Genomic DNA, 25,856 nt, shown 5'->3' on the forward strand with positions numbered 1-25,856 from the left:
AGCGTATGAATTCTTCCTTGAGACATTTTAGCACAGATATTCTGCCCATCGAGGGTGGCACCATTGTCAGCCTGAAAGGAGAACTGGACGCCCACTCCGCCGTAATGGCAAGCACTGTGCTGGAGAGCACTGTTGAATCCGGGGCTGAAAACCTGTTGATCGATTGCAGCCAGTTATCCTATATCTCCTCTGCCGGCATCGGGGTTCTCCTCTCCGTTTATCATCTCAGCATGCTGAACCAGACCTGTCTCACACTCTTCAGCATGCCCCCTAAAATCAAAAACGTATTCGAGGTTCTGGGCATGGACAAGGTCCTGAACGTGACAGTGACCAAAGAAGAAGCCATGGCCTTTGCGACCGCTTCCCGCCGCGTATAGCAGGCCATCTGTGCATTGAGCATCCTATCTATCATACCCTGAGCTGCATGGGTGCATCAAACCTGTCTTAAAGTAACCTTTTGCTGCATTATCGGCATAATTTGGTGGTTTCGGCAGATCTGACACCACCCTGAATTACATGCACCGCCTCAAACTGCTGTTTCTTCTTTTTAGCCTTTTCTCCAGCCACTTACTTTTCGCGCAAACCCCGGATTCCTACTACCTCCTGAAACCAGACCGTGTCTTTGACGGCGAGGAAATGCACACTGACTGGCAGGTGCTGATCAAAAACAACCGTATAGAGGCTGTAGGGCCCACCACAGATGCACCGCGATCTGCCGAGGTGGTCGAATTGCGCGGCCAGACCCTGCTGCCGGGCCTGATTGAAGGACACAGCCACCTGTTTCTGCACCCCTATAACGAGACGCCTTGGAACGACCAGGTGCTGAAAGAGTCGCGGGTGGAGCGCGTGGCCCGGGCAACGGTGCATGCACGCAACACGCTGCTGGCCGGCTTTACTACGGTGCGTGACCTCGGCACGGAGGGTGCAGGCTACGACGATGTCGGGTTAAGACAGGCTATTGCCAAGGGCGTAGTGCCGGGACCGCGCATGCTCATCGCCACCAGGGCCATTGTGGCCTCTGGAAGCTACGGGCCCAAGGAGTTGAGCTATGAGCTGGAGACGCCGATCGGGGCTGCGGTGGCGGATGGACTAGAAGGATTGACAAGGGAAGTGAGAACGCAGCTTGGCAAAGGAGCCGACCTGATTAAAGTATACGCTGATTACCGCTGGGGAGCAAATGGTGCGGCAGCCCCGACATTTACCATAGAAGAGCTAAGGAAAATTGTGGAAGTGGCAGGCGCCGCAGGTCGCCCGGTGGTCGCGCATGCTTCCACCCCGGAGGGCATGCGTCGTGCCATTGCAGCCGGCGTATCCACGATAGAGCAAGGCGACGGGGCGACTCCAGCTACATACCGTCTGATGAAAAAGCACAACATTGCCCTCTGCCCTACCCTTGCCGCAGGAGATGCTCTGGCGCAATACCGCGGGTGGCGGAAGGGAGTGCTGCCAGAGCCCGAACATCTGCAGGAAAAGCGTAAAAACTTCAAAGCAGCGCTAGATGCCGGCGTCACGATCCTGATGGATGGTGATGTGGGTGTTTTCCCGCACGGCGACAATGCCCGCGAAATGGAAATGATGGCAGCCTATGGGATGAAGCCGCTGCAGGTGCTGCAGGCAGCCACCTCCGTGAACGCAGATGCGTTCAAAATCGGTGATGCCGTGGGCCGCATTAAACCCGGCCTGCTGGCAGACATCATTGCTGTTGAAGGTGACCCCACCCAGGACATCGCCTCCGTAAGGAACGTTACGCTGGTGATGAGAGACGGGGAGATTTACAGGAGGTAGCTATTGTTGTTTCAATTCCATACACCACTATTAAACAACTGATTCCCTATGCTACATATCCCGTATTTCAGTATTCATTCATTTAAACATGACTCTATGTATCCGGAGCGGCAGTGTTGAAATAAGGATGACAGGGAGCTATATACCCACAGTTGTTCAAATATAATCCCCGCTTTAAAGGGGCGTGTTGGTATTTGTAGATTAAAGATTTTATCTTGAAGTCCGAAAAATTTATCTAACAGCCTTATGCGTCTGAGGAAGCTATCCTTTCGCCCCGCTTTCTGCACATACATCGTAGTCACTGCCATGTTTGTCAGCAGTTTAGCCGGCTGCGCCGGCCTTGAGGGTGAGCAGGAAGCGTCTGACCCTACTGCCACGGGTGCTGCCATGCAGCTGGACAAGGCACCCTTCGGCTCTACCCCGGATGGCCAGGAGGCCATGCTGTATACGCTCTCAAATAAAAACGGCGTTTCTGTTACAGTATCCAATTACGGGGCTATTGTCACGTCTATCGTGACGCCGGACAAAGACGGGGAGATGGGCGATGTGGTGCTGGGCTTTGACAGCTTAGGCGGCTATACACAGAAACAGCCCTATATAGGCGCGGCCATCGGGCGCTATGCCAACCGTATAGCCGGTGGCCGCTTTGCGCTGGCAGGCGAGACATATACACTGGCGACCAACGACGGGGCAAACCACCTGCACGGCGGCGACACCGGCTTCGACAAAAAGATATGGCATGTGGAAGAACTCCCCCAGCAAAATGCGCTCAAGCTTACCTATGTCAGCATCGACGGGGAAGAGGGTTACCCTGGCAACCTGACCACCACCATCACTTATACTCTGACTCCGGACAACGGCCTGAAAATAGACTATATGGCCACCACTGACAAGGCCACGCCGGTAAACCTGACCAACCACAGCTACTTTAACCTCTCTGCAGGAAAGGTGAAAGCCATATATGGCCACGTGGTGCAGCTAAACGCCAACAGATACACGCCAGTAAACGAACAGCTGATTCCTACAGGCGAGCTTGCCAGTGTAGAAGGCACTCCCTTTGACCTCACGGAGCCGACGCCGCTCGGTGAATACATCAACCAGATACCCGGAGGCGGCTATGACCACAACTACGTGCTGAATGGCGGAAGTGAGGGTATGACGCTGGCGGCAACCGTATATGAGCCCGGGTCGGGCAGGGTGCTGCAGGTATATACCACGCAGCCTGGCATCCAGCTCTACACCGGCAACTTCCTCGACGGCTCACTGACAGGCAGAAACGGTGAGCAGTATACCCGCCACTATGCACTTTGCCTCGAAACGCAGCACTTCCCCGACTCCCCTAACCAGGAAAGCTTTCCGACCACGGTATTGCAGCCGGGGGAAACGTACAAAGAGTCAACGCTGTATAAATTTTCAGTGCGGCAAAGCAACGAATAATACGCACGGGGTGCCTGGCAACCACCGCATCAAACTGCCTGCCGGGCCATATATGCCATATGCAGCAATAACAACCACATTACTTACGCATTCACATCTATCTTAATTTTTTATGGCCGGAATTTCTCAGCAAGCACAAAAGGAATACACAGCTGCGCCATCGCGCAACTACCGTGGCCCTTTGGTTACCGTGACCCTCCTCTTCTTTATGTGGGGCTTTATCACGTGTATGAACGACATCCTGATCCCAAAGCTACAGCAGGTGTTCACGCTGCAACTCTGGCAGGCGATGCTCATCCAGACCGCTTTTTTCGGGGCCTACTTCATTATCTCGCTCCTGTACTTTGTTTTTTCGATCACCAAAGGCGACCCGATCCAGAAGATCGGTTACAAGAACGGCATTATCGTGGGGTTGGTGGTTGCGGCCGTCGGCTGCGCCATGTTTTACCCGGCGGCCAGCCTGCTGAGCTATGCGTTCTTTTTGCTGGCGCTCTTTATCCTCGCTTCCGGCATCACCATCCTGCAGATCGCGGCGAATCCCTATGTGGCCATTCTCGGCCCGCCTGAGGGAGCCGCCAGCCGTTTGAACATGACACAGGCCCTCAACTCGCTGGGCACCACGGTGGCACCGATCATTGGCGGCTACCTGATTTTCGAGGGGGTTGACGCAGTGCAAACTGGCTCTGCGGACTCCGTGAAGCTGCCTTACCTGGGCCTCGCCGCCACGCTGCTGGCCATTGCCGTTCTCATTAAAGTATCAAATCTCCCGCGCATCCAGAGCGAGGAAGAGCAACTGGCACCGGATGCCGGGGCGCTGAAGTACCGCCACCTGGTGCTGGGCATTGTGTGCATCTTCATGTATGTGGGCGGCGAGGTGTCCATTGGCAGCGCGCTCATCAACTTTTTCAGGCTGCCGGAGATTGCAGGGCTGGAGGAGACAGAGGCGGGCCATTTCCTCGCTTTTTACTGGGGCGGGGCCATGGTGGGCAGGTTCTTCGGTGCGGTGGCATTGGCGCAGTTCCGCCATAACAGCAGAAAGTATGTGATCATCGGGGTGATTGCCGCCGTTGCCTTTGCGCTGCTCTACAGCATCTATGGCCTGGACGAGGCACTGATCGCGCTCGGCCTCATCGCCCTGAACTTCGTGGTGCTGCTGCTGGGCCGTTTCCTGCCAGGCAGGACACTGGGCTTCTTCGCTACTACTGTGCTCGTTCTCCTTCTTTTCACCACATTTGCCGAAGGTTCCGTGGCCATGTGGTCTGTTATCGCCATTGGCCTGTTCAACTCCATCATGTTCCCGACCATCTTCACGCTGGCGATTGAAGGGCTTGGGATCCATACCAGCCAGGCCTCGTCGCTGCTGGTGATGGCCATTGTGGGCGGCGCGATTATCCCTCCGCTGCAGGGCTGGGTGGCTGATGCCTCCGGCAGCCTCCAACTGTCTTTCCTGGTGCCGATGGTGTGCTATGCCTATATCGTCTACTATGGCTTTTTAGGATCACGAATAAAGCAGGTCTCCGCTTAGACTCTTACTCCACACCATAAAAACATATAAAAGAGGCCGCCCGGTTTGCTACGGGGCGGCCTCTTTCAATGAGGGGCAATGTAAAACTATTTGATACCGCTGGCTACTGCATACTGCGCACGAAGCTGCTCTACAGCAGCCACCCCTGCCCCAACCTGGAGGGGAAGATGTAGAGAGGTTATATGTAATACAAGTGAACCAGCTGATATGGAGAGTGATCTGCCGCTTGTACTTTCTTTGCTTCTACAGTTGAGTCGCCTTTAATCGGACTGCATACCAGTGAACGTCGCTTTGCTTTCATGGACTAGCCAAATGATTTATATATACATCCAGTTCGTGTTCTTTTTCTAAGGATCTTTAAAAACAGTATTATCCTTTGATATACAATGCTGTATGTTATAATCATCTGGTGTTATGAAATTATAAAGCAGTACAATTTTTCGGTGCTTTATATATAGAGTGTAGCAGGATTGTAGTGTCAAAAATAGAATGCTTTTTTTTCTACTTCCTTTCTAAAAGCGGTAAATCGTTCAAATTTAACCATCTTAAGAATTAACGTAAAAAAATGAACTTTATGCATGGTGTTTCCCATTTAGGAATCATTAACTTTAATGACGAAAAAAGTACAAGAGATGTTCTGTGCCACGGTTTTGCACTTTACACACTTGCTTCACCGAACTTACACCATATTTCTCATAATTTTCTCAATTAAACTTTCAGTTCGCTATGTTCACAACTTTTACCAAACGTTTTACTTATTCTGTTCTTGCCGCGGCACTGGCCTTTGGCTGTACCCCCGAAACAGAGCAGGCAACGCCTAACGAAAGCCTGCATGCGGGTGCTGCAACGAGCGCTGTCCTCGATGGCTCCGTGAACCCCTCCGTAAGGCTTAAGTCAGGCCATTACATCCTGCTTGCCTCTGGTGCCGCCCTTCCCGCTGACCTGGAAAGTCAGGTAAAAACATTGAAGGGCAACGTGACGGGTCTGCTGGCAGAAGCCGGTATTGCCACGGTTACTTCCTCAGATCCTGATTTTGCAGCCAGGGCCGGAAAGATACAAGGCGTGAGCGCTGTGATCCGAGACCTCGATGTGCAGTGGTTTAACCCCTCAGACGAGAAGATTGTGGCGTTTGATGCCGAGGCGTACGGAAACCCTCCTGCCAGCGGCGACGACGACAAATACTTTGACCTGCAGTGGGGCCATGACGCGGTGAACGCGCCGGAGGCCTGGAACGCGGGTGCCCGCGGCCAGGGAGTGCGCATCGCAGTTCTGGACAGCGGTTTCGACCTAGACCACCAGGACCTTGCCCCGAACATCGATCTTAAGTCGAGCAGAAGCTTTGTCCCTGACGAGGCGCTACAGTACGCCCTCCCTGGCGTGGGCAGCCACGGCACCCACACGGCAGGCACGATCGGCGCAGCTGACAACGGTGCCGGCATTATCGGCGTGGCCCCAGAGGCGGAGCTGATCCTGGTGAAGGTGCTGCGGGATTCCGGTTCCGGTTCTTTCTCCTGGATGCTGCAGGGCATCGTGCACGCTGTAAACGAGGGTGCCGATGTGATCAACATGAGCTTAGGCGCGGCGCTTCCCCGGAACGGCAAGTACCTGGATGACAACGGCACACCGGAGGATACCTCCGATGACTTTATTGTGAGCGACACGAAAGCCACGCAGGAACTGATCAACGCGATCAGCAAAGTAACGACCTATGCCACGCAGCAGGGCGTTACCGTTATCGCGTCGGCAGGTAACGATGCCAACAACGGCAACAAAGACCAGTCTTTGGCGCACATCCCTTCTGGCGCTCCCAATGTGATTTCGATCTCCGCAACCGCACCGCAGGGCTGGGCACTCAACCCAACGACTGCGAACCTCGACTTCATGGCATCTTACTCCAACTACGGTACGTCTGATGTGGATTTTGCCGCCCCAGGCGGTGACTACCAGTATGCAGGTGAAGAAATCGCCAGGATAGGCGGAATCACACAATACGTGTTTGTGTTTGACTATGTATTCAGTGCCGGAAACAACCCGAATCCGGCTAAGTCATCTTACTACTGGTCTGTTGGAACGAGCATGGCAGCACCGCACGCAACGGGTGTGGCGGCGCTGATCATCGGGCAGAATGGTGGCGAAATGGACCCAGCAAAAGTGAAAGCAGCACTGCGTGCCTCGGCTGATGATTTAGGCAAGCCTGGCCGCGACCCTTACTATGGCTACGGCCGCGTGAACGCCTTCAAAGCGATCACAGCAGTACAGTAAGCATTTCATACCCTATTCAAAAGCCCCGGCAGGATATCCTGCCGGGGCTTTTTATATATAGCTCATCCCTTAAAAGCTGATAAATCGGGATGCATCACCAAATCCATATGACTCTTACCAACAGGTTTCCTGCTGCGGCTCTACCTGTACTACCTATATAGGAGGGAAAAATAGCGTACCCCTGCTTTTCTGAATTCCTCCATAAGAGACAGAAAGCGAAGGAATCCGTTGCTTTCAGCTCCTACAAAGCTATATATAAAATCGGGCTTCAGCAGAATCAATGCCCTGTGGCGGCGGCGGCAAAGAGAGTTCAGAAGACCTGAACCAGTTCATTTAGATCGGTTTACATCAGCAGAAGAAACAATAGAGCGTAGAATTTTTTAAAATTTTATCACTCCAATCCTGAAATTAATAACAGTTTTTTAATAAATTTGAGCGATTTATATCATTAACACAACAAACTACGCCTTAAATTCACCATGTTCATATAATTTCTTATTACTGATGACAAGAGGATTATCAAAAATACCATTCTTACTGCTGTTGCTGGTGGTGGCCATCACGTTAGTCATGCCCTCTGTACCCACTGCAGCCAACGCTTCAGAAATTAACGGCGCGGACACGGCGTGGATGCTTACTGCCACGGCGCTGGTCCTGATTATGACGCCCGGCCTGGCCTTTTTCTATGGCGGCATGGTGCGCAGGAAGCATGTGCTCTCCACCATGCTTCAGAGCTTCATCTGCATGGCTTTTGTTACCGTGATCTGGGTTGTCTTTGGGTTCAGCCTGGCTTTCGGTGAGTCTTTTGGCGGCATCATAGGCAACCCTGCCACCTTCTTCATGATGCGGGGCGTGATAGATGGTGCCCCTTGGCCGGCGGCCCCTACCATACCGCTCCTGCTTTTCGCAATGTTCCAGTTAAAGTTTGCCATCATCACGCCGGCACTTATTACCGGGGCCTTTGCGGAGCGCATTCGCTTTACATCCTATACCGTGTTTATCGGGCTGTTTTTCGTCTTCATATATGCCCCGCTGGCGCACATGACCTGGCACCCTGACGGATTGCTTTTCAAATTTGGGGTGCTTGATTTTGCCGGGGGCACGGTGGTGCACATGTCGGCGGGATGGGCGGCGCTTGCTTCCGCCATCTTCTTAAAGCGGCGCCACGACACCAGCAACCATAAGCCCGCGCACATCCCTTACGTGATGCTGGGCACCGGCCTGCTGTGGTTCGGGTGGTTTGGCTTTAATGCCGGTTCGGCGATGGGGGCTAACCCGCTGGCGGTTGTGGCGCTGGCCACCACCATCACCGCCTCTGCCGCCGCGGCAGTTGCCTGGATCTTCTTTGACGCCGTGAAGGGACGAAAGCCATCCGTCATGGGCACCTGCATCGGGGCCGTGGTCGGGTTGGTGGCCGTAACCCCCGCCGCAGGCTTTGTTACAATACCCCATTCGCTGGTCATTGGCGTGATCGCCGCAGTGGTCAGCAACCTGGTCGTGGAATGGCGCACCCGCACCACCTTAGACGACACGCTTGACGTATTCCCTTGCCATGGCGTTGGCGGCATGGTGGGGATGCTGCTGACAGGCGTTTTCGCAAGCCAGGCCATTAATCCGGCAAACGAGACAGGCAACGGCCTGATCTTCGGGGAGACAACCCTGTTCTTCGTGCACCTGGCTGCCCTGGTAGGGGTGTCGGTCTTCGCATTTTGCGGTTCCTGGGTATTACTGAAAATAACAGATATGATCTCGCCGCTGCGCGTAACAAAGCAGGAGGAAATTATGGGTCTGGACTTAAGTCAGCATGACGAAAGCTTGGACGACTCTACAGCAGAAGTGGCCGAGAACCAGGAAACGCATCTGGCAGTATCCTGATTTCCAAACATATAAAGTCTATATATACCTAAAAGCAACCCACATCTGCGGCTTCATTGCCCGCGGGTGTGGGTTGCTTTATGATTGGCAAAAACCGCTTTTAAACTGAACACACCGCCCTCTCACCCTGCAAGCAGTGAAGTGTAATGGAGGATGCATGCTTTATCACCTTCTGCCATTACGCATTCTAAAACCAGACGCGGTCATGCAGCAGATCTCTTTCAACAGGTAGATATGGGGAAGGTTATTCCTGCACCTTATCGATGGTTTTGCGCTTTTCTGTTTTCAATTGCTTGAAGTGGCTTGGCGTGAGCCCGGTTACTTTCTTAAACTGGTTTGACAGGTGCGCCACGCTGCTGTAGCCCAGCATATAGGCAATCTCCTTCAGGCTGAGTTCGTTATATACCAGCAGTTCTTTTACCCGCTCGATGCGCTGCAGAATCAGGTATTTCTCGATGGTGATGCCCTCAAAAGAGGAAAAAAGGGTACTGAGGTAATGATAGTCCACTCCTACTTTTTCTGCTATATAGTCGGAGGTATTTATATGTAGCGCCGCTTCCTCCCCCTGGTGCACGAGTGCAATTATCGCCAGTTTCACCTGCTCTATCAGCTTCGTTTTGCGGTCGTCGAGCAGCTCAAACCCGTTGGCCTGCATTACCTCCCGTATCTGCTCCAGATCCACTTCGCCGCCTGGCGAGGCTATGTCCGCCTCACCGAGCCCAACCTGCAGTACCGTGTAGCCCAGTTTATCCAGTTCCTCTGCCACCACGCGTTTGCAGCGGTCGCAAACCATATTCTTTATATATAACCTCATATCAGACATGGTACAAAATTAAAGAATCCAGTGCAAGCTATACGTTAAATGATATCGCCCATCCCTTGTATACTACCATAAATTAATGGTTCTTACATAATCAATGATACTTACCGGAACAACTTTACACTTTTGTTCTGTTAAACTAACACACGCTGTCGAAAGTCCTGCAGATGAATCACAGCCCTGCGACTGGCGCTGCCTTCTTCCGCACATGGCGCAACAGAGTTATTCTGTTCAGGTGAAGCAAGCATTTATACCTATATTCGCTGCCAAAGATATCTATATTATGTCCTCCGAAACAAAGGAATACCTTTCCATGCACTACCAGGAGGAAGATCTGCTGCTCCAGGCGCAATGGTTACGGCACGTGAGCAGCGAGGAATACCGCACTGGTGTGGCGCTGATAAAAGAAGTGGTCTTAGAAAATAAGGCTTCTTATCTACTGATTGACTCCCGCCGGCTCAGCAACGTACCCTTTGCTGACCAGCAGTGGATAAAGCGGGAAATTGCCCCATACCTTGTTTCCTCGGGCCTGCAGAAACTGGCCGGGGTCCTGACGGAGGACATATTCAATTACATTTCCTTCGAGAACCTGCTGCAAAACATCACCGAGGATCAAAAGGCCCGCGTGGAGGTGGCCCAGTTCACTTCGGTGGAGGCTGCCCTGGCATGGCTTCAGATGGAATAACCGGGCACTCAATCCTCGATCAGCACGCCCATTTTGCCCTGCTGATAATCCCGCATCGCCTGTAGGATCTCGCTCTGCGTGTTCATGACAAACGGCCCATGAGACACAACCGTCTCCTGAAGCGGCTCGCCCGCAAGCAGTAACAGGCGTGACTGCGCTTTCGCTTCTATCGTACAGCCCTCACCGTCCTGTTTCAGCAGCACCAGGTGGTGCCCCTCCACTTCCCCGTAGCCCTCGAGGTGTATGGTGCCATCCAGCAAGTATATGAAAGCATTGTAGTGCTCCGGAATCGGGAAAGAGGAAGCAGCCCCGGCTTCCATCTCGATGCGCAGCGCCAGTATCGGGGTGAGCGTTTTGATTGGCCCCTGCACCTCTCCGAACGCGCCGGCCACCACTCTCACTTTTGTGCGCCCGCCCTCCAGCTCCAGCACAGGCGTGTCTTCAGCCTGTAAAGGTATGTATTCCGGCTGGTTCATTTTGTGCGCCTTTGGCAGGTTCACCCACAGTTGGATGATCTCCTGCACGCCGCCGTGCTCCTGTATATCGGCAGGGGGCCTTTCGCTGTGCACCACGCCCCTACCCGCATTCATCCATTGCGTGCCGCCCGCATATACAACGCTGTTGTTGCCGCGCGAATCACGGTGATGCACCCCGCCTTCGTACACGAACGTGACAGGTGAAAATCCCCGGTGCGGGTGTGGGCCTACGCCTGAGCGGTGCGGTAAGGCGCCCTCGGGTAAATGGCTTTTATGGTGATGCAGCAGCAGGAAGGGATCTATCTGCTCTACCTGTTGCGTCGGGAAAGGCTGCCGCACGGGCACCCCACCCATATCCATTATGTCGGCATATAACAGGCGACTCACGGTTCTGTTTTTCATCGTGTCAAGCGGTCTGGTATATGGATATTTACGCAAATGCCTGCTCTTTAGTAGCACATGAGGCCATTCCTTTGATCCCTTTCCACAAAGCTACTAGCAACAAGTCTGCATCTAAAAGTGATATATGCCGCAGCGGGTAGGGCCGTAAGTTTGAAAGCCTCTATATCACGAATACCGGTATGCCTCGATTCGGGTGAGGATTCGCCTGCCACGCGAAAAGCAGTTTACCTCCCTTATCAGGAAATGATGCCATTCAAAACGGCAAACTTGATCAGGGCGGCGGTGTTTTTTGTTTGCGTCTTCTCCAGCAGGTTCTGCCGATGCGTTTCGATGGTGCGCTTGCTGGTGAACAGCCTCTCGGAAATTTCCGCGTTGGTAAAGCCTTCGGATATCAGATTCAGGACTTCCATCTCGCGCTTGGAAAGTTCTTTGTGCGGCTTTTTGTTATTATCCTGGTCTAAGGTAAAAGCTGGCGCGGGGGCATTCGATTTGCGCAGGAAATCGATCGTCAGGTTTGGGCTGATGTACTGCATGCCCGAAGCCACCATATTGATCGCGGCGCGGAGCTCTTCTTTGCTGATGTTCTTCAGCAGGTACCCTGCAGCGCCAACCTCCAGCATCTGCTGCACATACCATTCATTGTCCAGCATCGACAACACCATTACCTTCACGGAAGGGTGCTGCTGCCGAAGCAGTTTTATCGTCTCCAGGCCATCCATTTCGGGCATGCTGATGTCCAGCAGCACCATGTCGGCAGGTACCGTGGCGAGCAGCGTCAGCAGCTCGTTTCCACTGCCCGCCTCCCCTGCAATCTCTATTGTCTCGTCTTCCGTCAGCAGGGCTTTTATGCCTTCTCTGAAAAGTTTGTGGTCATCTGTAAGAACCAGCTTTATCATATATGCTCAAAATTGATCGATCTCCACCCGAACTACGCAATGAAACCAATACATCTGTTCTATCATCATTGGCCCTTGTGCCTTAACAAACCAGGTTTTATTTGGTTTAGGGTTTGCACTAAACTACTGCGTATTGAGCTTTTAATGATTGCCAATTCGCCTTCTGAAACGGATCATATCAACACTCCATTTCTATATACCTAAAGGTAAAAAGAGATCGTGTTTCAAAGCCAATGCTTGACAGCACATTACGTAAAAACAACAATAATTTTACGTATTTATCTCCAAAGTATATTCACTTTCCGCTCCCTTTTTATTGTGTTGCGTTGCTGGATAAGCACATCCCCGCATTAGCAAAAGGGGAGAATTCAGACAACTCCTACCCTTTCAAATCCCATATATCCTGAAAGCGCCGGCTTCTCAAGAGAAGCCGGCGCTTTCAGGATATATGGGAATAATGCTCCTAATCGAAATCCCGGTTGGGATCGCTGTGTCTGTAACCGCCCCTGTCTGCGTTGGCGGCGTAGCGGCCGTAATTTAAGGTATCCGACGAGCCGTAGCCGCCAGAGCCATATGTGCCACCACCCATGGAACCGTAGCCGCCGTAGTTCCCGGACGAGCTGCCGAAGGTGTTGTTGCCGAACGAACCGCCCCTGTTTCCGCCGGAATAGCCTGTGCCGCCGCCATAGTTTTCGCCGCCATAGGCACTGCCTGTGCCGGCACCATAGTCATCGCCGAAGCTTCGGGTGCTGTAGTTCGGCACGCCTCTGTCTGAGTGCACCCCCGAATCGCGGAAGCCGCCACCATAGCCTGAGGAGGAAACGTAATTTTCCTGGTTGCCCCCGCTGCCGCTCATAGCCCCATAGTCGGCGGAGCCGCCGAAGTCGCCGGTAGCACTGTAATTAGAACCCCCGAAACGGGAACCGCTGTAGCCGCTCATCCTGCCTGTGCCGTACCCCTGCTCAAATTGCGCATTCCGCTCCCGCTGCATATCATTGGCCGTGTTATAGCGGTCGGAGGTTCCCCCAAAGCTTGAGATGCCATACCCCTGGCGTACATCGCTCAGCGTGCCGCGGTCGCCGCGGGTGTTTTCGTAGTAGTTCCGCTCCATGTCGTAATCCCGGCTTCGGTAGTTGCGGAAGCGGCTGTTATCGTCATCCCGCTCGTAACCGGAATCCCTGTAAAAGTTATCGCTGTCCCTGGCCTCCCGGTGGCTGTCCCTGTATTCCCTTTCGAACTGCTGTTTCAGGTCTCCGTACTCTCGGCCGCTGCGGTTGCTTGGATACCGGTTTTCGTGGCCGTAGCCGCCTTCATGATCGTGCTTTCTGTCGTTTCTTTCCATAGTGTTTGATAATTAGATATAAATGATCCACTGCCTTTTTAAACGCGCCAGGTTTTAATCGGTTTTTTATAACAGTTATAAGCATGAAAGGGCCGGCATCATGTGCCGGCCCTTTCATGCTTATAATTTAGTTTGTAAACTACCTGTCGCGGTCTGCGCGGTTCCTGTTGGGAGACCCATCCTGCTCCCGGCTACGGGAGTCGAAGTTGCGATCGCGGAAGGATCGATCGTTCCTGTCTGTATCACCGGAATTGCTGCGGCCATAGGCGCTGCGTTCCCGGTCCTCATCACGGTTGTTGTAGCCGGTGGCGCCATAGCCTGTGTTGCCATATTCCCGGAAACCCCTATCGTGGCCAGTGTCACCGCGGGGTGCATCGCCGTAGCCGGCGGAACTGGGTCCATAGTTGTAATGCATGAAATCGCTGTATTCACTACGGTTGCCGTAGTTGCGGCTGATGTAATCGCCGTAGCCGCGCCTTACCTGGTCCGAATGGTTCCTGTCGCCGGCTGTGTTGCGGGGACCGTACTCCTGATGGGGACCGTAGTTGGAATGCCCGTAGGCCGAGCCGCCGCCATAGGTGCTGCCTCCTTCACCATAGCGGGTGCCACCGCTATAATCGCCATAGGCCCTGGTGTAGTTCGAGCCGCTTTGGTTGCTGCTGTCTCGTCTGTTTTCCGGATTGCGGTCATAGGTGTCGACGCTACTGCCTCTGTCATCGCCCATGCGGTTAGTGCGCCGGTTTCCGTGCTCGTCGAAGTCGCCGTAATGGTTGCGATACGGGCGGCTGCTGTTCTTATTGTCTCTGTTCATAGCTTTTCATATTGATGAATAATCCTTTTTTTAACGCAGGTTCCGGAGGCATGTTCCGCTCAACGTTAATTGGAATGGCCTGCCGGAACCTTCCTGAACTTCCGAAGGCACGAACTCTGGCCCCTGAAAACAGGTATAGTTAACCTGTAAATCAAGCAAAAGCACATGGAGCATCAGATACACATCGGCACCTCAGGCTGGCATTACAAACACTGGATGGGAACCTTCTATCCGCCCGGGATCAAGCAGAAAGGCTTTACAGAATACTACACCCGCTTCTTCCGCACGGTAGAGATCAACAACTCATTTTACAAGCTGCCATCAGCCGAGACCTTCGCCAACTGGCGCGCCTCCGTACCAGATGATTTCCTGTTCGCCGTAAAAGCCAGCCGCTATATCACGCACATGAAGAAGCTGAAGGACCCGCAGGAGAGCATCGGCCGCTTCTTTGGAAACGCCAACGCCCTGCAGGAGAAACTGGGCCCGGTGTTGTTTCAGCTGCCGCCGGGCTGGCAGGTGAATACAGACAGGCTGCGTGAGTTCCTGCAGCTGCTACCCCCCTATTACCGCTACACGTTCGAGTTTAGGCACCACAGCTGGTATGCGCCGGAGGTGCTGGAACTGCTCCGAAACTTTAACGCTGCTTTTTGTATTTATGAATTGGAATGGCATATGTCGCCGATGGAGGTAACGGCCGATTTTGTGTACGTGCGGCTGCACGGTCCGGAGGGTAAATACCAGGGCAGCTACACCGACGACACGCTGCGCTGGTGGGCATCGAACTGTCTGGGATGGCGCAATCAGGGTTTGTCGGTGTATGTATACTTCGATAACGACCAGCAGGGGTATGCCGCTTTCAACGCCAGGCTGCTGCAGGAACTGGTGCAGGAACAGAGTTGAAGCAAACGCCGGAAATTGTATCTTCCCGGTCTGAAAACATAGTACAAATTCACTGGTTTCCTATGTAAGCTGGGCGTTGCGTCGTAAATTTGCCTCCAATATTTGTAGCAACAAAAATTATTAATAATGACCAATATAACAACAGATATATGCATTGTGGGCGCCGGCCCGGTCGGATTGTTTGCCGTGTTCGAGGCAGGCCTGCTGAAGATGCGCTGTCACGTGGTGGACGCGCTGCCGGCCGTAGGCGGGCAGCTTTCTGAGATATACCCCAAAAAACCCATCTATGATATTCCCGGCTACCCTGAGATACTGGCCGGTGACCTGGTGAAGAACCTGGAGCAGCAGATAGCCCCTTTCCACCCCACCTTTACGCTGGGGGAGCGGGTTGAGCATCTCGCGAAGCTGGACGATGGCTCCTTTACCGTAACGACGGTGGACGGCACAGAGATTGCCTGTAAGGTGGTGGTGATCGCCGGTGGGCTGGGCTCTTTCGAGCCGCGCAAGCCCGCCATCGAGAACCTGGAGAAGTTCGAGGGCCGTGGCGTTACCTACATGGTGCGCGAGCCCGAGCTGTTCCGCGACAAGCGCGTGGTGCTGGCTGGCGGAGGCGACTCCGCCCTCGACTGGGCGATCTACCTGGCGAGCCTCTGCAAGGAACTGACGCTGGTGCACCGCGGCACCACGTTCCGGGGTGCACCGGAGTCTGCGGCCAAAGTGACCAGCATGGCGGAAGAGGATCATATTAAGCTTATCCTGAAGTCGAACGTGACGGAGGTACAGGGAGATGACGAGCTGCGTTCTGTGACGGTGATGGTGGACAATACCACGCCCTATGAAATTGAGGCTGATTATTTCATCCCGCTGTTCGGCCTCGTGCCCAAGCTGGGCCCGCTTGAGAACTGGGGACTGGAGCTGGACAAGAACGCCATCGTGGTAAACACCGAGGATTACTCCACCAACATACCCGGCGTGTACGCCATCGGCGACATCAACACCTACCCGGGTAAGCTGAAGCTGATCCTGTGCGGTTTCCATGAGGCGGCCCTGATGGCGCAAAGCGCGTACAACATCCTCAACCCAGGCAAGAAATTCATTTTAAAATACACCACCGTAAACGGTATACAGGAGCTGCAATCGTTATGACAGACGCGATAACCATATATGTAGAGCAGGACGGCGAGCGCATCCCACTGGAGGCCCCCACCGATATGGGCCTTTCGGTGATGGAAGTACTGAAAGCTAACGAGTTTGACGTGCAGGCCCTTTGTGGCGGCATGGCCATCTGCGCCACCTGCCACGTGGAGGTGCTGGAAAGCGGCGGATTGCCTGAGATGAGCGACGACGAAGCCTATATGCTGGAATCGCTGCCGCACGCCACGGAGAGCAGCCGCCTGAGCTGCCAGCTGCGCGTAAAGCCGGAGCTGGACGGGCTGGTGGTACGCATCATGCCGGAGGCTTAATTTTAAAGGATAAAGAGGCTGCCCCTGCAGCACATCATCAGCATTGATATATGAAACAGGCACTGCAGTTGCAGTGCCTGTTTTTTTATTTAAGGCGCTGGTTTAACATATTTAAAGGGGGGAAAAGTAAGTATTATATATAAATCTCATTGTTTTCTTATATTGCATCCAGTATGATCTTCCACCTATTGAAAACAAACATGAAACACGTAGCCTTCACAGCGTTTTTGGCAATACTCGGTGGGGGTGCATTAGCGCAAACTGCCGCGGGCAATTTCACCTTAAACGGCTACCTTGGCGTCACAATCCAGGACACTGATAACCAGGCATCGAAAGGCAATGGTACCAGTTTAGTCTTTGCCCCAAGTGCCGGTTATTTTCTTAAAGATAGGTTGGAGGTAGGGATAGGCACACACCTTGAGTATGCCAAAAACAAGAGCGTTTCTGAAGACGGAACGGATGTAACCAAAAACGTAACGACCGGTATCAGCTCCTATATAAAACGGTATATCCCTATCACTGGAAAACTCCATTTCACTGCCTCAGGTAATGTGGGCATCTACTGGAGCAGAAACAAAATGATGTATGCCCCTGCCACTTCATTTCAGGAAAATTACAGAACCATTGGGTATAGAATAGTTGCAATACCAGGCTTAACGTATTTCGTCACTGAAAAAGTGGGATTTAGTTTGAGCGTTGGCGCCATAGAACTTGAGCGGAGAAAAACAACATACGAGTCCACTCGCGCGCCATCCACTGCTACAAATACGGCCACGAATTTCAATGCCACTATCTCCCCTGCCAATGGCGCGGTTGGCATGCACTATTACTTCGGCTGTAAAGCTGAGAAGCCATGAAGAAGCTCCTATCCCTATTCATTCTCGTAGCGATAGCCCAGGGGGTGCAGGCGCAGACTTCGAAAGGCGCATTTGTCGCCACCGGTTCGGTTGGCTATAGTTTCGGAAAAGACAAGACCCCAGGTACAGATTTGGAAGATATTAGCAGAAGCTACCACATCTCTCCTAAGGTAGGCTACCTGGTATCGGATAAGGTGGAAGTGGGTGTTTTTGCGACCATATCTGAAAATGCCCGCCATATAAGATATTATTATGCAAACAATGAAATCAAACAGCGCTTTAAAGCGAAGTCGACACAGAAAGCTGCTGGTGTTTACCTGAAAAGGTATATTTTTTTCACAGACAAGCTGGCCTTATCAGGAATGGGGGAATTCAGCTATAGCACGGAAGAGACGACACACTTTGAATCCTTACAATATGGTGCTGATCCGGCTTCGTTTTCTACATCACGGTCAGAAAAAGCTGCTTTTGTAGCCGCCGCCCGCCCGGGATTATCTTATTTCCTTTCCGAGAAAATCAGTTTGAACGGGACTTTCGGCGAATTACGTTTCCAGAAGGATATTTGTACTACAGAGGAAAAGGAGCAGAACAGCACTGGTGAAATAACCAGCAGCCTGGATGAGCAGAAGGTCCGAACTTTTGCGTTAGATGTGTCCTCCTCTACCTTTCTGCTGGGCGTGAGCTACTTCTTTTAAAGCTTCTATCTTATAGATGCCGCTACCAAGACCTAAGCAAAACACTGCTCAAGCCTTGGTAGTGGCATCTGTAATCAAGTTTACCACCCACTGGCCAGCACATCGGCAATGTGCATGGTTTTAATAGGCTTTTTCTGCTTCTGTATATAGGCTTCGAGGTGCATCAGGCAGCTGGTGTCTGTCGACACGATAAAATCAGCACCCGTGGCGAGGGCATTTTCAACTTTCTGCTCGGCCATGGCCGTGGAGATCGCCTCGAACTTGACGGCGAAGGTGCCGCCGAAGCCGCAGCAGGTCTCGTTGTCTTCCATTTCCACCAGTTCCAGCCCCTCTACATTACCCAGCAGGGCGCGTGGCCCTTCCTTGATGCCGCACTCGCGCAGGCCGCTGCAGGAGTCGTGGTAGGTGTAGCGGCCGTGCAGGGCGGCCCCGGGGATGTCTGTAACGCCCAGCACATCCGTCAGAAACTCCGTCAGTTCATATACCTTCTTCTGCATCGAGCGGTACTTCACCAGGCTCGACGACTTCACGAAAATATCCTGGTAAGCGTTCCGCACCATGCCCACGCAGGAGGCCGAGGGGGCCACAATATACTGGGAGGTCTCATTCGAAAAATCGTCCAGGAACTTACCGGCCACCTCGCGGGCCTCGTCAAAAAAGCCGGCGTTGAAAGCGGGCTGTCCGCAGCAGGTCTGGTTCGGGTTATAATGCACCTCGCAACCGACTTTCTCCAGCACTTTCACCATGTTCATGCCCGTCTCGGGGTACAGCTGGTCCACAAAACACGGTATAAATATATCAACAATTATTCTTCTTGCCATAATCAGGAAAACACAGCGGAGGACTGCGCCATGGCGGCTGCAAACGCTGCTTTGTTCAGGTTCAAATTTAAGCCAATATTTTCGAAGTAAGCGATCAAATTTTCTGTGGGCATGTTCCCGGTCAGTTCGTCTGTTGCCATCGGGCAGCCCCCGTAGCCCCGCAAGGCTCCGTCGAAGCGGCGGCAGCCTGCCTCATAGGCGGCGGCCACTTTCTCTTCCCAGGCAGCGGGCGTGGTGTGCAGGTGCGCGCCAAACTCAATACTGCCAAACGCCGGAATAAGATGCGTGAACAGGTACGAAATATCCTCCGGGCTCGATATGCCGACCGTGTCTGACAGCGAGATGATTTCTACCTGAAGCTGGTGCAATTCCGCCACAAAACGGAGAACGGTCGCTGCATCCCAGGGGTCGTTATAGGGGTTGCCAAATCCCATGGACAGATACGTGACGAGGGTTTTGCCGTGCTGGTGGCAGATATCCTGTATATGGGCCAGCTGCTGCATGGCCTCCGCGATGCTTTTGTTGGTGTTGCGTTGCTGAAACGTCTCCGACAACGACAGCGGGAAGCCAAGGTACCGGATCTGCTCATGCTGTGCGGCGTCTTCGGCCCCGCGCACGTTGGCCACGATGGCCAGCAGTTTGGATGTCGAGTTCCCGATGTCGAGGTTTGCCAGCACTTCCACGGTGTCGCTCATCTGCGGAACGGCTTTCGGCGAGACAAAGCTGCCGAAATCAATCGTGTCGAAGCCAACCTTCAGCAACTCGTTGATGTAGGCTATTTTTTGTTCGGTAGGGATAAAAGCCTTGATGCCTTGCATGGCATCGCGCGGGCATTCGATTATCTTCATGGTGTCTCATCTCACACTGTACCTGTCGGCATTAACCAAAGATACAAAATAACTCACGCGGACGCGTACATAATCTAAAGGCAGGGTAAACAGACACAGCTTAAAGGGGTTTCAAAACCATTCTATATCGTCGTATATATGGCCGGGGAGAAAACTATCTGCGGCCGTGCAGGTTAAATACAACAGAACTGAACCCGTTCCTGCGCCAGTCCTTTTTCCTTGATTGTAAAACAATCACGATAATTTCGTATCGCTGGTACACGCTTATATATAGCCAAAATTACTTCGCAGGGTACCTGGTTAGCGGAACGGCCATTTAGAACGAAACAAAGATTGATGCCATATACCCACACCACCCCCGCAACGGCACCCGCCCCTGACGACAGCCAGCAACGCATTCAGCAACTGGTGCGGCGGCAACGCGCGTTCTTCGCCACCGGCAAAACCCTGGACACAGGCTTCCGCATCTCCCAGCTTCGTGCGTTGCAGCAGGCCATCCGGAGGCACGAGCAGGCGCTGTTCGATGCCATGTACGCTGATTTCCGAAAGCCCGCGTTCGAGTCGTTTAGTACCGAGATAGGCTTTGTGGAGCTGGAGCTGAAACTAACGCTGAAGAAGCTGCAGGACTGGGTGAAGCCGAGGAAGGTGAAGGAAACGATCATCAATTTTCCGGCACGGAGCCGTATTCACGCTTCCCCCTACGGAATCGCGATGATCATCGGCCCCTGGAATTACCCGTTCAACCTGCTGATGGCGCCGCTCATCGGAGCCATGGCCGCCGGCAACTGCGTGCTTCTGAAGCCCTCTGAGATTGCCCCTCATACCTCTGCCGCCATCGCAAAGCTCATCAGCGAGACGTTTGACGAAGACTATATAGCCGTGGCGGAAGGCGGCGTGGACGTGACCCGGCAGCTGCTGGCGCAACGCTACGACTATATCTTCTTTACAGGCAGCACCCGGGTCGGGCAAATCGTGATGAAAGCTGCCGCAGAGCACCTGACACCGGTCACGCTGGAGTTGGGCGGGAAAAGCCCGGCCATCGTGGCCGAGGACGCTGACCTTGCGTTAGCGGCGCGGCGCATCGTGTGGGGCAAATTCATGAACGCCGGGCAAACCTGCGTAGCCCCGGACTATATACTCGTGCAGGAACAGGTGAAAGAAGAGCTTGTGCAGCAGATGGCAAAGTGCATCCGCCAGTTTTACGGCGATGCCCCGCAGGAAAGCCCCGACTACGCCCGCATCATCAACGACGGGCATTTTGACCGGCTGTCGGCTTACCTCCAACACGGTACCATCCGCACCGGCGGGCAAACCGACAGCGCCAGCCGTTACATCGCCCCCACCCTGCTGGACCAGGTGAACTGGGAGCACCCCGTGATGCAGGAAGAGATATTCGGCCCGATCCTGCCCATCCTGCCCATTACAACACTGCAGGAGGCCATCGGGGTGGTGAACGCGCACGAAAAGCCACTGGCCCTTTACTTCTTCTCCTCCAGCCATGAGAAGCAGGAAGCTGTGCTGCGCAGCACGCAGTTTGGCGGCGGCTGCATCAACGACACGATCTCGCACCTGGCCAACCCCAACCTGCCTTTCGGGGGTGTGGGCGCCAGCGGCATGGGCAGCTACCACGGCAAAAGCAGCTTCGATCTGTTCTCCCACCAAAAGAGCATCCTGCAGCGCGGCACCTGGCTCGACCTGCCCCTCCGCTACCCGCCTTACCGCAACCGGCTCCAGATGCTCCGCCGGTTCTTCCACTGGCTATGATCCGCTTCCCCTTTCGCTATATCCAAACCTGGGGGCGATAATCTGCGTTTTTAGAATTGATGCGTATATAGTTTACCGACAGCGTCTACCTCGCTGCAGCTATAACCCTTAATAGAGCACTATGGAAAATCTTGTTGAGTACCTGGACGAATCGCTGGTTCCGCTGGAGGAGAAGATCAGGGATTACCTCGACGTGGAGCGGACAATTCGCCTGCTGGAGGTGGAGGTGCTCTCCTTGCAGAGCATCAGGCCCGACTTCGACCCCGATAGCCACGACTTTGAACAAACCGGGGCGGCTGAGAGGCGCAGCGATCGCCTGAACGAAAAAGAACAGCGGCTCGCCTCGCTGCTGGATCGTTACAGAAACTTAAAGCAGGAGGTGGTGAACATGCTCCCGGAGCAGAATAAGTTCTTCGAGCTCAATTTAGGGTACGGCCCGAGCATGGTTGGCTATTTTACGATAGACCATGAAACACGGCAACCCCTTTCAGAACCGGTTCTTCGGGTGGTGCATTAACACTGCGCGCAAACGGATCGTGAGCGAAGTGTGTCACCTCCAGATCATATAGTACCTACACCTGGTAACCATCTACATGGGTTTACTCTTACTGTACTTAGTAATTGCCTTGTTCTTCTCGTTCATGTGCTCTGTGCTGGAGGCCGTCTTGCTGAGTATCACCCCCTCCTATATCAGTATTGCCACGCAACAGGACCCGAAGCTTGGGAGAGACCTCCAGAAATTTAAAGATAACATAGACCGGCCCCTCGCTGCTATCCTCACCCTCAACACCTTTGCGCATACCATCGGGGCTGCTGGCGTGGGTGCGCAGGCCCAACTTCTTTGGGGCGAGGCCTACCTTTCCCTTGCCTCCGGCATCCTTACACTTATTATTCTTATTTTCTCTGAGATCATCCCCAAAACACTTGGCGCCAATTATTGGAAGCAGCTGGCCCCTTTTACCATCCGTACCCTGAAGGTCCTGATTTACTCCCCGCTGTACCCCATAATTCTCCTATCGCAGTTCATCACGAGGCGTCTAAAGAAGGAAAAAGGGAGAAGTATCCTGAGCCGGGCCGATTTCACGGCCATGACGGAGATAGGCATCAAAGACGGGATATTCAAAAAAGGCGAATCGCAGATCATCCGCAACATCCTGCGTTTCAATAACATCATGGTGCGCCACATCATGACCCCCCGAACGGTGGTGGTGAGCGCGCAGGAGGATATGACCATCGTGGATTTTTTCAGGAGCTTCCCAGACCTGCGCTTTTCCCGCATCCCCATCTATAAAGAAAACCTGGATGATGTGACAGGATACGTGCTGAAGGACGAGGTGATGTATGAGATGATCCAAAACCAGGGAGACAAGCCTTTGAAGGCCATTGCCAGAAGAATACAGGTGGTGCCGGAGCATATGCCCATCCCGACGCTGTTTAACCGCCTGCTCGAGCGGAAAGACCAGGTAGCGCTTGTGGTGGATGAGTACGGCGGCACGGCCGGCCTCATCAGCATGGAGGACATCATTGAAACGCTGCTCGGCATGGAGATCATCGACGAACTGGACCAGGTGGCCGATCTTCAGAACTGGGCCCGCAGCAATTGGGAAAAACGCGCCAGGAGGCTGGGTTTTAAAATGGAGGACTAAAGATGGCAGCTCAGGCGCTGGATTGCAGACGCGTCACACCAACTGGAATACCCGAAGTAGCGGCCCTGCAGCAGCTATATGAGGAGGCTTTTCCGGTATATGAGCGACGGGATTATGCACAGCTGCTGCAACTCCTCGACCAGCCTGCCATGTTCTTTTACGCGGCAATGCAGGATAAACTTTTCGTGGGGTTTTATATATACTGGCAATTGCAGGGCTTCTGTTTCCTGGAGCATATCGCCATCCTGCCAGCGCTTCAGGGGCAGGGATATGGCCGGCAGCTTATGCAGCGCATAATGCTGGAAACCGGAGCAAAGCTCGTACTGGAAGTGGAGCGCCCCACCAACGAGTTAAGCAGAAGGCGCATCAGCTTTTACCAGAACCTGGGCTTTGCGCTGCACGCTGAACATGATTATTACCAGCCGCCTTACCAGCCGGGCCGGCAGCCTGTGCCGCTCTATCTCATGGCTGCACCGCCACTTGCAGACCCGGCAGAAATAGCACATGTTTCCAGCCATATCAGACAAGCGGTATATGAGCGTTTCTACGAATAGAAGCCACTGACACTCAATTTATATATACCTGCCTTTATATACCGGGAAGAAAAAAGCAGCCGCCCGCCTCTTTGCGCTCCGCGCACAAAAGCTTATCTTGTGGGGCACAATCAGTTGCTTTAACCCGCCTGGTTCACTGCACACACCCTACCAGCTACCATTGCCCATGGCACAGATTTTCATTCGGCAGACTTTTCATGCAGAGCTGCAGACGCCCCTTTCGCTTCACCAGCTGCACCAGCAGATCCGGGAAGAGCTGGAAGTGGCGTTTCCGGAAAGCTACTGGGTGGTGGCGGAGGTCGCGCAGGTGACGGCTGACCGACGCAAAGGCCACTGCTACCTGACACTGGTAGACAAAGGCGATGATGCGCGGCAGATTGTGGCACAGGCCCGCGCCACGATCTGGAGCTCGCGCTTCCAGATGCTGGGCCGTTACTTCGAGGAGAAAACCGGGCAGCCGCTAAAGGCCGGGCTTAAAATCCTGTTCCAGGCCTCATTACGCTTCCACGAGCTATATGGCCTCAGCCTCGACATCGTCAACATCGACCCGAACTACACCATCGGTGACCTGGCCCGGCAACGGCAGGAAACTTTGAAACGGCTGGAGGCGGAAGGGCTGATAGACGCGAATAAACTGCTGGAGCTGCCCCTGGTCCCACAGCGGCTGGCGATTATCTCCTCTGCCACGGCGGCAGGCTACCAGGACTTTGTACACCAGTTGCATCGCAACAGCTTCGGGTACACGTTCCAAACCACGCTTTTCCCGGCTACCGTGCAGGGGAACGACGCCCCGGCCTCCGTGAAGCGTGCCATGGCACTTGCAGCAAAGCACCGGGAAAGGTTTGACGCCATTGTGCTGATCCGGGGCGGCGGCTCGCAAACGGATCTCAGCTGTTTTGACGATTATGCCATTGCGGCTGCCATTGGCCACTCCCCTTTGCCCGTACTCACGGGCATTGGCCACGAGCGGGACGAGAGTATTGCAGATTTGGTGGCGCACACGCGCCTGAAAACCCCCACGGCAGTGGCCAATTTCCTCATCGATCGTTTCCGGTCCGCTGAGGAAGCGGCAGAGAGCCTGTACGACAGCATCCGCATGCTCTCGGCGCAGCAACTAAAGCTGACAAATGATCGGCTGGAGCGCCTAAGCCTGCGGTTTGCCAACCAGACCAAGGCGCAGCTGCAAACCGCACGGGATAAAATGGAACTGCTGTCACGGGGGCTGCTGCTAAAGCCCAAGTCGTATCTCGAGGCGCAGAGGCACCTGGTCAGCGACTTCGACAAAGACATCCATGCAACGACGAAATACCTGCTGCACGAGCGGCAGCGCTACCTGCAGGAGCTGTCAGTTTGCGTGGAGGGCAGGAGCCAGCGCTACCTGCACATGAAAGGGCATGAACTCAACACACTGGTACATTGCATCGAAACAGAAGCCAGAGACGGGTTGAAGCGAAAGCAACTCCTGTTTACCAAGTGCAGCGACAAAGTAGGATTCGAGACGCATAAGAAAATGCAGCACGAACGCCACCGGCTGAAGTTGCTGGAAATGAGCATCGAGGCAAACAACCCGGAGCGCCTGCTGCTGCGCGGCTATACCTTAACACTGGTGAACGGGAAGATCACGAAAAGCATAAAAGACATAAATAATGGAGACGTTATCGAAACGAAAATGCAGGACGGCACGCTCCACAGTATGGTTGTAAATATTGACAAAGATGACGAATAAGGATTTAAAAAGTTTGACGTACCGCGAGGCGACACAGGAGCTGGAGGAGATTTTGCGGGCAATCGAGAATGACTCGGTGGATGTGGATGAACTAACGCAGAAGGTACAGCGCTCATCGCAGCTCATTAAGCTGTGCAAGGAGAAGCTGCGCAATGCCGAGAAAGCGATAGACCAGGTATTTAACGAGGAAAACTGCGAGGCCCCGGAAAACCGGGCAGCAGGCTCTGCGAACGGCTCGCTGTTTTAGACTACTTATATATAACAAG

At 53.6% G+C, this 25,856-nt stretch carries 25 protein-coding genes; 18 read left to right on the forward strand and 7 right to left on the reverse strand.

Annotated features, from left to right (window positions below; genetic code table 11):
- Window positions 1-17: 17 nt before the first annotated feature.
- The 6 genes from ABD920_RS02880 to ABD920_RS02905 all read left to right on the forward strand — a co-directional run bounded on the left by ABD920_RS02880 (window position 18) and on the right by ABD920_RS02905 (window position 8,884).
- A complete protein-coding gene (locus ABD920_RS02880; RefSeq protein ID WP_345156643.1) occupies window positions 18-377 on the forward strand; it encodes an STAS domain-containing protein in 360 nt (119 codons plus the stop codon).
- Between the two features lie 139 nt (window positions 378-516).
- The gene (locus ABD920_RS02885; protein ID WP_345156644.1) at window positions 517-1,785 is read left to right on the forward strand and encodes a metal-dependent hydrolase family protein; all 1,269 of its coding nucleotides are present in this window, start codon (window positions 517-519) and stop codon (window positions 1,783-1,785) included.
- A gap of 306 nt (window positions 1,786-2,091) precedes the next feature.
- The gene (locus ABD920_RS02890) at window positions 2,092-3,222 is read left to right on the forward strand and encodes an aldose epimerase family protein (RefSeq protein ID WP_345156645.1); all 1,131 of its coding nucleotides are present in this window, start codon (window positions 2,092-2,094) and stop codon (window positions 3,220-3,222) included.
- 112 nt (window positions 3,223-3,334) lie between these two features.
- On the forward strand, window positions 3,335-4,747 hold the full coding sequence (locus ABD920_RS02895) for a sugar MFS transporter (RefSeq protein WP_345156646.1): 1,413 nt from the start codon (window positions 3,335-3,337) through the stop codon (window positions 4,745-4,747).
- A 726-nt stretch (window positions 4,748-5,473) separates the two neighbouring features.
- Window positions 5,474-7,009: a S8 family peptidase gene (locus ABD920_RS02900; protein ID WP_345156647.1), complete on the forward strand. Its 1,536-nt coding sequence runs from the start codon at window positions 5,474-5,476 to the stop codon at window positions 7,007-7,009.
- A 504-nt stretch (window positions 7,010-7,513) separates the two neighbouring features.
- Complete coding sequence (locus ABD920_RS02905; protein ID WP_345156648.1) at window positions 7,514-8,884, forward strand: ammonium transporter; 1,371 nt, start codon at window positions 7,514-7,516, stop codon at window positions 8,882-8,884.
- A 244-nt stretch (window positions 8,885-9,128) separates the two neighbouring features.
- Here ABD920_RS02905 and ABD920_RS02910 read toward each other — a convergent pair whose 3' ends face one another.
- The gene (locus ABD920_RS02910) at window positions 9,129-9,698 is read right to left on the reverse strand and encodes a helix-turn-helix domain-containing protein (RefSeq protein WP_345156649.1); all 570 of its coding nucleotides are present in this window, start codon (window positions 9,696-9,698) and stop codon (window positions 9,129-9,131) included.
- Window positions 9,699-9,987: 289 nt separating this feature from the next.
- Here ABD920_RS02910 and ABD920_RS02915 point away from each other — a divergent pair, with 289 nt between their 5' ends.
- Window positions 9,988-10,389, forward strand: coding sequence for a hypothetical protein (locus ABD920_RS02915; RefSeq protein WP_345156650.1), 402 nt, complete (start codon window positions 9,988-9,990; stop codon window positions 10,387-10,389).
- Window positions 10,390-10,397: 8 nt separating this feature from the next.
- Here the strand turns inward: ABD920_RS02915 and ABD920_RS02920 are convergent, their stop codons facing one another.
- The 4 genes from ABD920_RS02920 to ABD920_RS02935 form a co-directional block, all read right to left on the reverse strand.
- Window positions 10,398-11,267, reverse strand: a complete 870-nt coding sequence (locus ABD920_RS02920; RefSeq protein ID WP_345156651.1) for a pirin family protein — start codon at window positions 11,265-11,267, stop codon at window positions 10,398-10,400.
- Window positions 11,268-11,503: 236 nt separating this feature from the next.
- Window positions 11,504-12,163, reverse strand: a complete 660-nt coding sequence (locus tag ABD920_RS02925; protein ID WP_345156652.1) for a response regulator transcription factor — start codon at window positions 12,161-12,163, stop codon at window positions 11,504-11,506.
- A gap of 463 nt (window positions 12,164-12,626) precedes the next feature.
- Complete coding sequence (locus tag ABD920_RS02930) at window positions 12,627-13,505, reverse strand: hypothetical protein (RefSeq protein ID WP_345156653.1); 879 nt, start codon at window positions 13,503-13,505, stop codon at window positions 12,627-12,629.
- A gap of 139 nt (window positions 13,506-13,644) precedes the next feature.
- On the reverse strand, window positions 13,645-14,316 hold the full coding sequence (locus ABD920_RS02935; protein WP_345156654.1) for a hypothetical protein: 672 nt from the start codon (window positions 14,314-14,316) through the stop codon (window positions 13,645-13,647).
- Window positions 14,317-14,481: 165 nt separating this feature from the next.
- Between ABD920_RS02935 and ABD920_RS02940 the strand changes: the two genes are divergently transcribed.
- The 5 genes from ABD920_RS02940 to ABD920_RS02960 all read left to right on the forward strand — a co-directional run bounded on the left by ABD920_RS02940 (window position 14,482) and on the right by ABD920_RS02960 (window position 18,231).
- Window positions 14,482-15,216 carry a DUF72 domain-containing protein gene (locus tag ABD920_RS02940; protein ID WP_345156656.1) on the forward strand — a complete coding sequence of 245 codons (735 nt, stop codon included), beginning with the start codon at window positions 14,482-14,484 and terminating at the stop codon, window positions 15,214-15,216.
- 126 nt (window positions 15,217-15,342) lie between these two features.
- On the forward strand, window positions 15,343-16,362 hold the full coding sequence (locus ABD920_RS02945; protein WP_345156657.1) for an NAD(P)/FAD-dependent oxidoreductase: 1,020 nt from the start codon (window positions 15,343-15,345) through the stop codon (window positions 16,360-16,362).
- Window positions 16,359-16,679: a 2Fe-2S iron-sulfur cluster-binding protein gene (locus ABD920_RS02950; protein WP_345156658.1), complete on the forward strand. Its 321-nt coding sequence runs from the start codon at window positions 16,359-16,361 to the stop codon at window positions 16,677-16,679. Before ABD920_RS02945 ends, ABD920_RS02950 begins: the two co-directional genes overlap by 4 nt.
- A 200-nt stretch (window positions 16,680-16,879) precedes the next feature.
- Entirely contained in the window at window positions 16,880-17,536 is a 657-nt protein-coding gene (locus ABD920_RS02955; RefSeq protein ID WP_345156659.1) for a hypothetical protein, read from the forward strand.
- Window positions 17,533-18,231, forward strand: a complete 699-nt coding sequence (locus ABD920_RS02960) for an outer membrane beta-barrel protein (RefSeq protein ID WP_345156660.1) — start codon at window positions 17,533-17,535, stop codon at window positions 18,229-18,231. Before ABD920_RS02955 ends, ABD920_RS02960 begins: the two co-directional genes overlap by 4 nt.
- A gap of 80 nt (window positions 18,232-18,311) precedes the next feature.
- Here the strand turns inward: ABD920_RS02960 and ABD920_RS02965 are convergent, their stop codons facing one another.
- Window positions 18,312-19,010: a (Fe-S)-binding protein gene (locus tag ABD920_RS02965; RefSeq protein WP_425568539.1), complete on the reverse strand. Its 699-nt coding sequence runs from the start codon at window positions 19,008-19,010 to the stop codon at window positions 18,312-18,314.
- Between the two features lie 44 nt (window positions 19,011-19,054).
- A complete protein-coding gene (locus ABD920_RS02970) occupies window positions 19,055-19,900 on the reverse strand; it encodes a hydroxymethylglutaryl-CoA lyase (protein WP_345156662.1) in 846 nt (281 codons plus the stop codon).
- Window positions 19,901-20,179: 279 nt separating this feature from the next.
- On the opposite strand from ABD920_RS02970, the gene ABD920_RS02975 reads away from it, so the two are divergent.
- From ABD920_RS02975 to xseB, 6 genes are all read left to right on the forward strand, one after another.
- Window positions 20,180-21,664, forward strand: coding sequence for an aldehyde dehydrogenase (locus ABD920_RS02975; RefSeq protein WP_345156871.1), 1,485 nt, complete (start codon window positions 20,180-20,182; stop codon window positions 21,662-21,664).
- A gap of 121 nt (window positions 21,665-21,785) precedes the next feature.
- A complete protein-coding gene (locus ABD920_RS02980) occupies window positions 21,786-22,181 on the forward strand; it encodes a hypothetical protein (protein WP_345156663.1) in 396 nt (131 codons plus the stop codon).
- Window positions 22,182-22,257: 76 nt separating this feature from the next.
- Entirely contained in the window at window positions 22,258-23,310 is a 1,053-nt protein-coding gene (locus tag ABD920_RS02985; RefSeq protein WP_345156664.1) for a CNNM domain-containing protein, read from the forward strand.
- Window positions 23,311-23,312: 2 nt separating this feature from the next.
- Window positions 23,313-23,864: a GNAT family N-acetyltransferase gene (locus tag ABD920_RS02990; protein ID WP_345156665.1), complete on the forward strand. Its 552-nt coding sequence runs from the start codon at window positions 23,313-23,315 to the stop codon at window positions 23,862-23,864.
- A 166-nt stretch (window positions 23,865-24,030) separates the two neighbouring features.
- Complete coding sequence (gene xseA, locus ABD920_RS02995) at window positions 24,031-25,590, forward strand: exodeoxyribonuclease VII large subunit (protein ID WP_345156666.1); 1,560 nt, start codon at window positions 24,031-24,033, stop codon at window positions 25,588-25,590.
- A complete protein-coding gene (gene xseB, locus ABD920_RS03000; protein ID WP_345156667.1) occupies window positions 25,580-25,837 on the forward strand; it encodes an exodeoxyribonuclease VII small subunit in 258 nt (85 codons plus the stop codon). Before xseA ends, xseB begins: the two co-directional genes overlap by 11 nt.
- The last annotated feature ends 19 nt before the right edge of the window (window positions 25,838-25,856 follow it).

The sequence above is a fragment of the Pontibacter saemangeumensis genome, assembly GCF_039541895.1.
Classification (GTDB): Bacteria; Bacteroidota; Bacteroidia; order Cytophagales; family Hymenobacteraceae; genus Pontibacter; species Pontibacter saemangeumensis.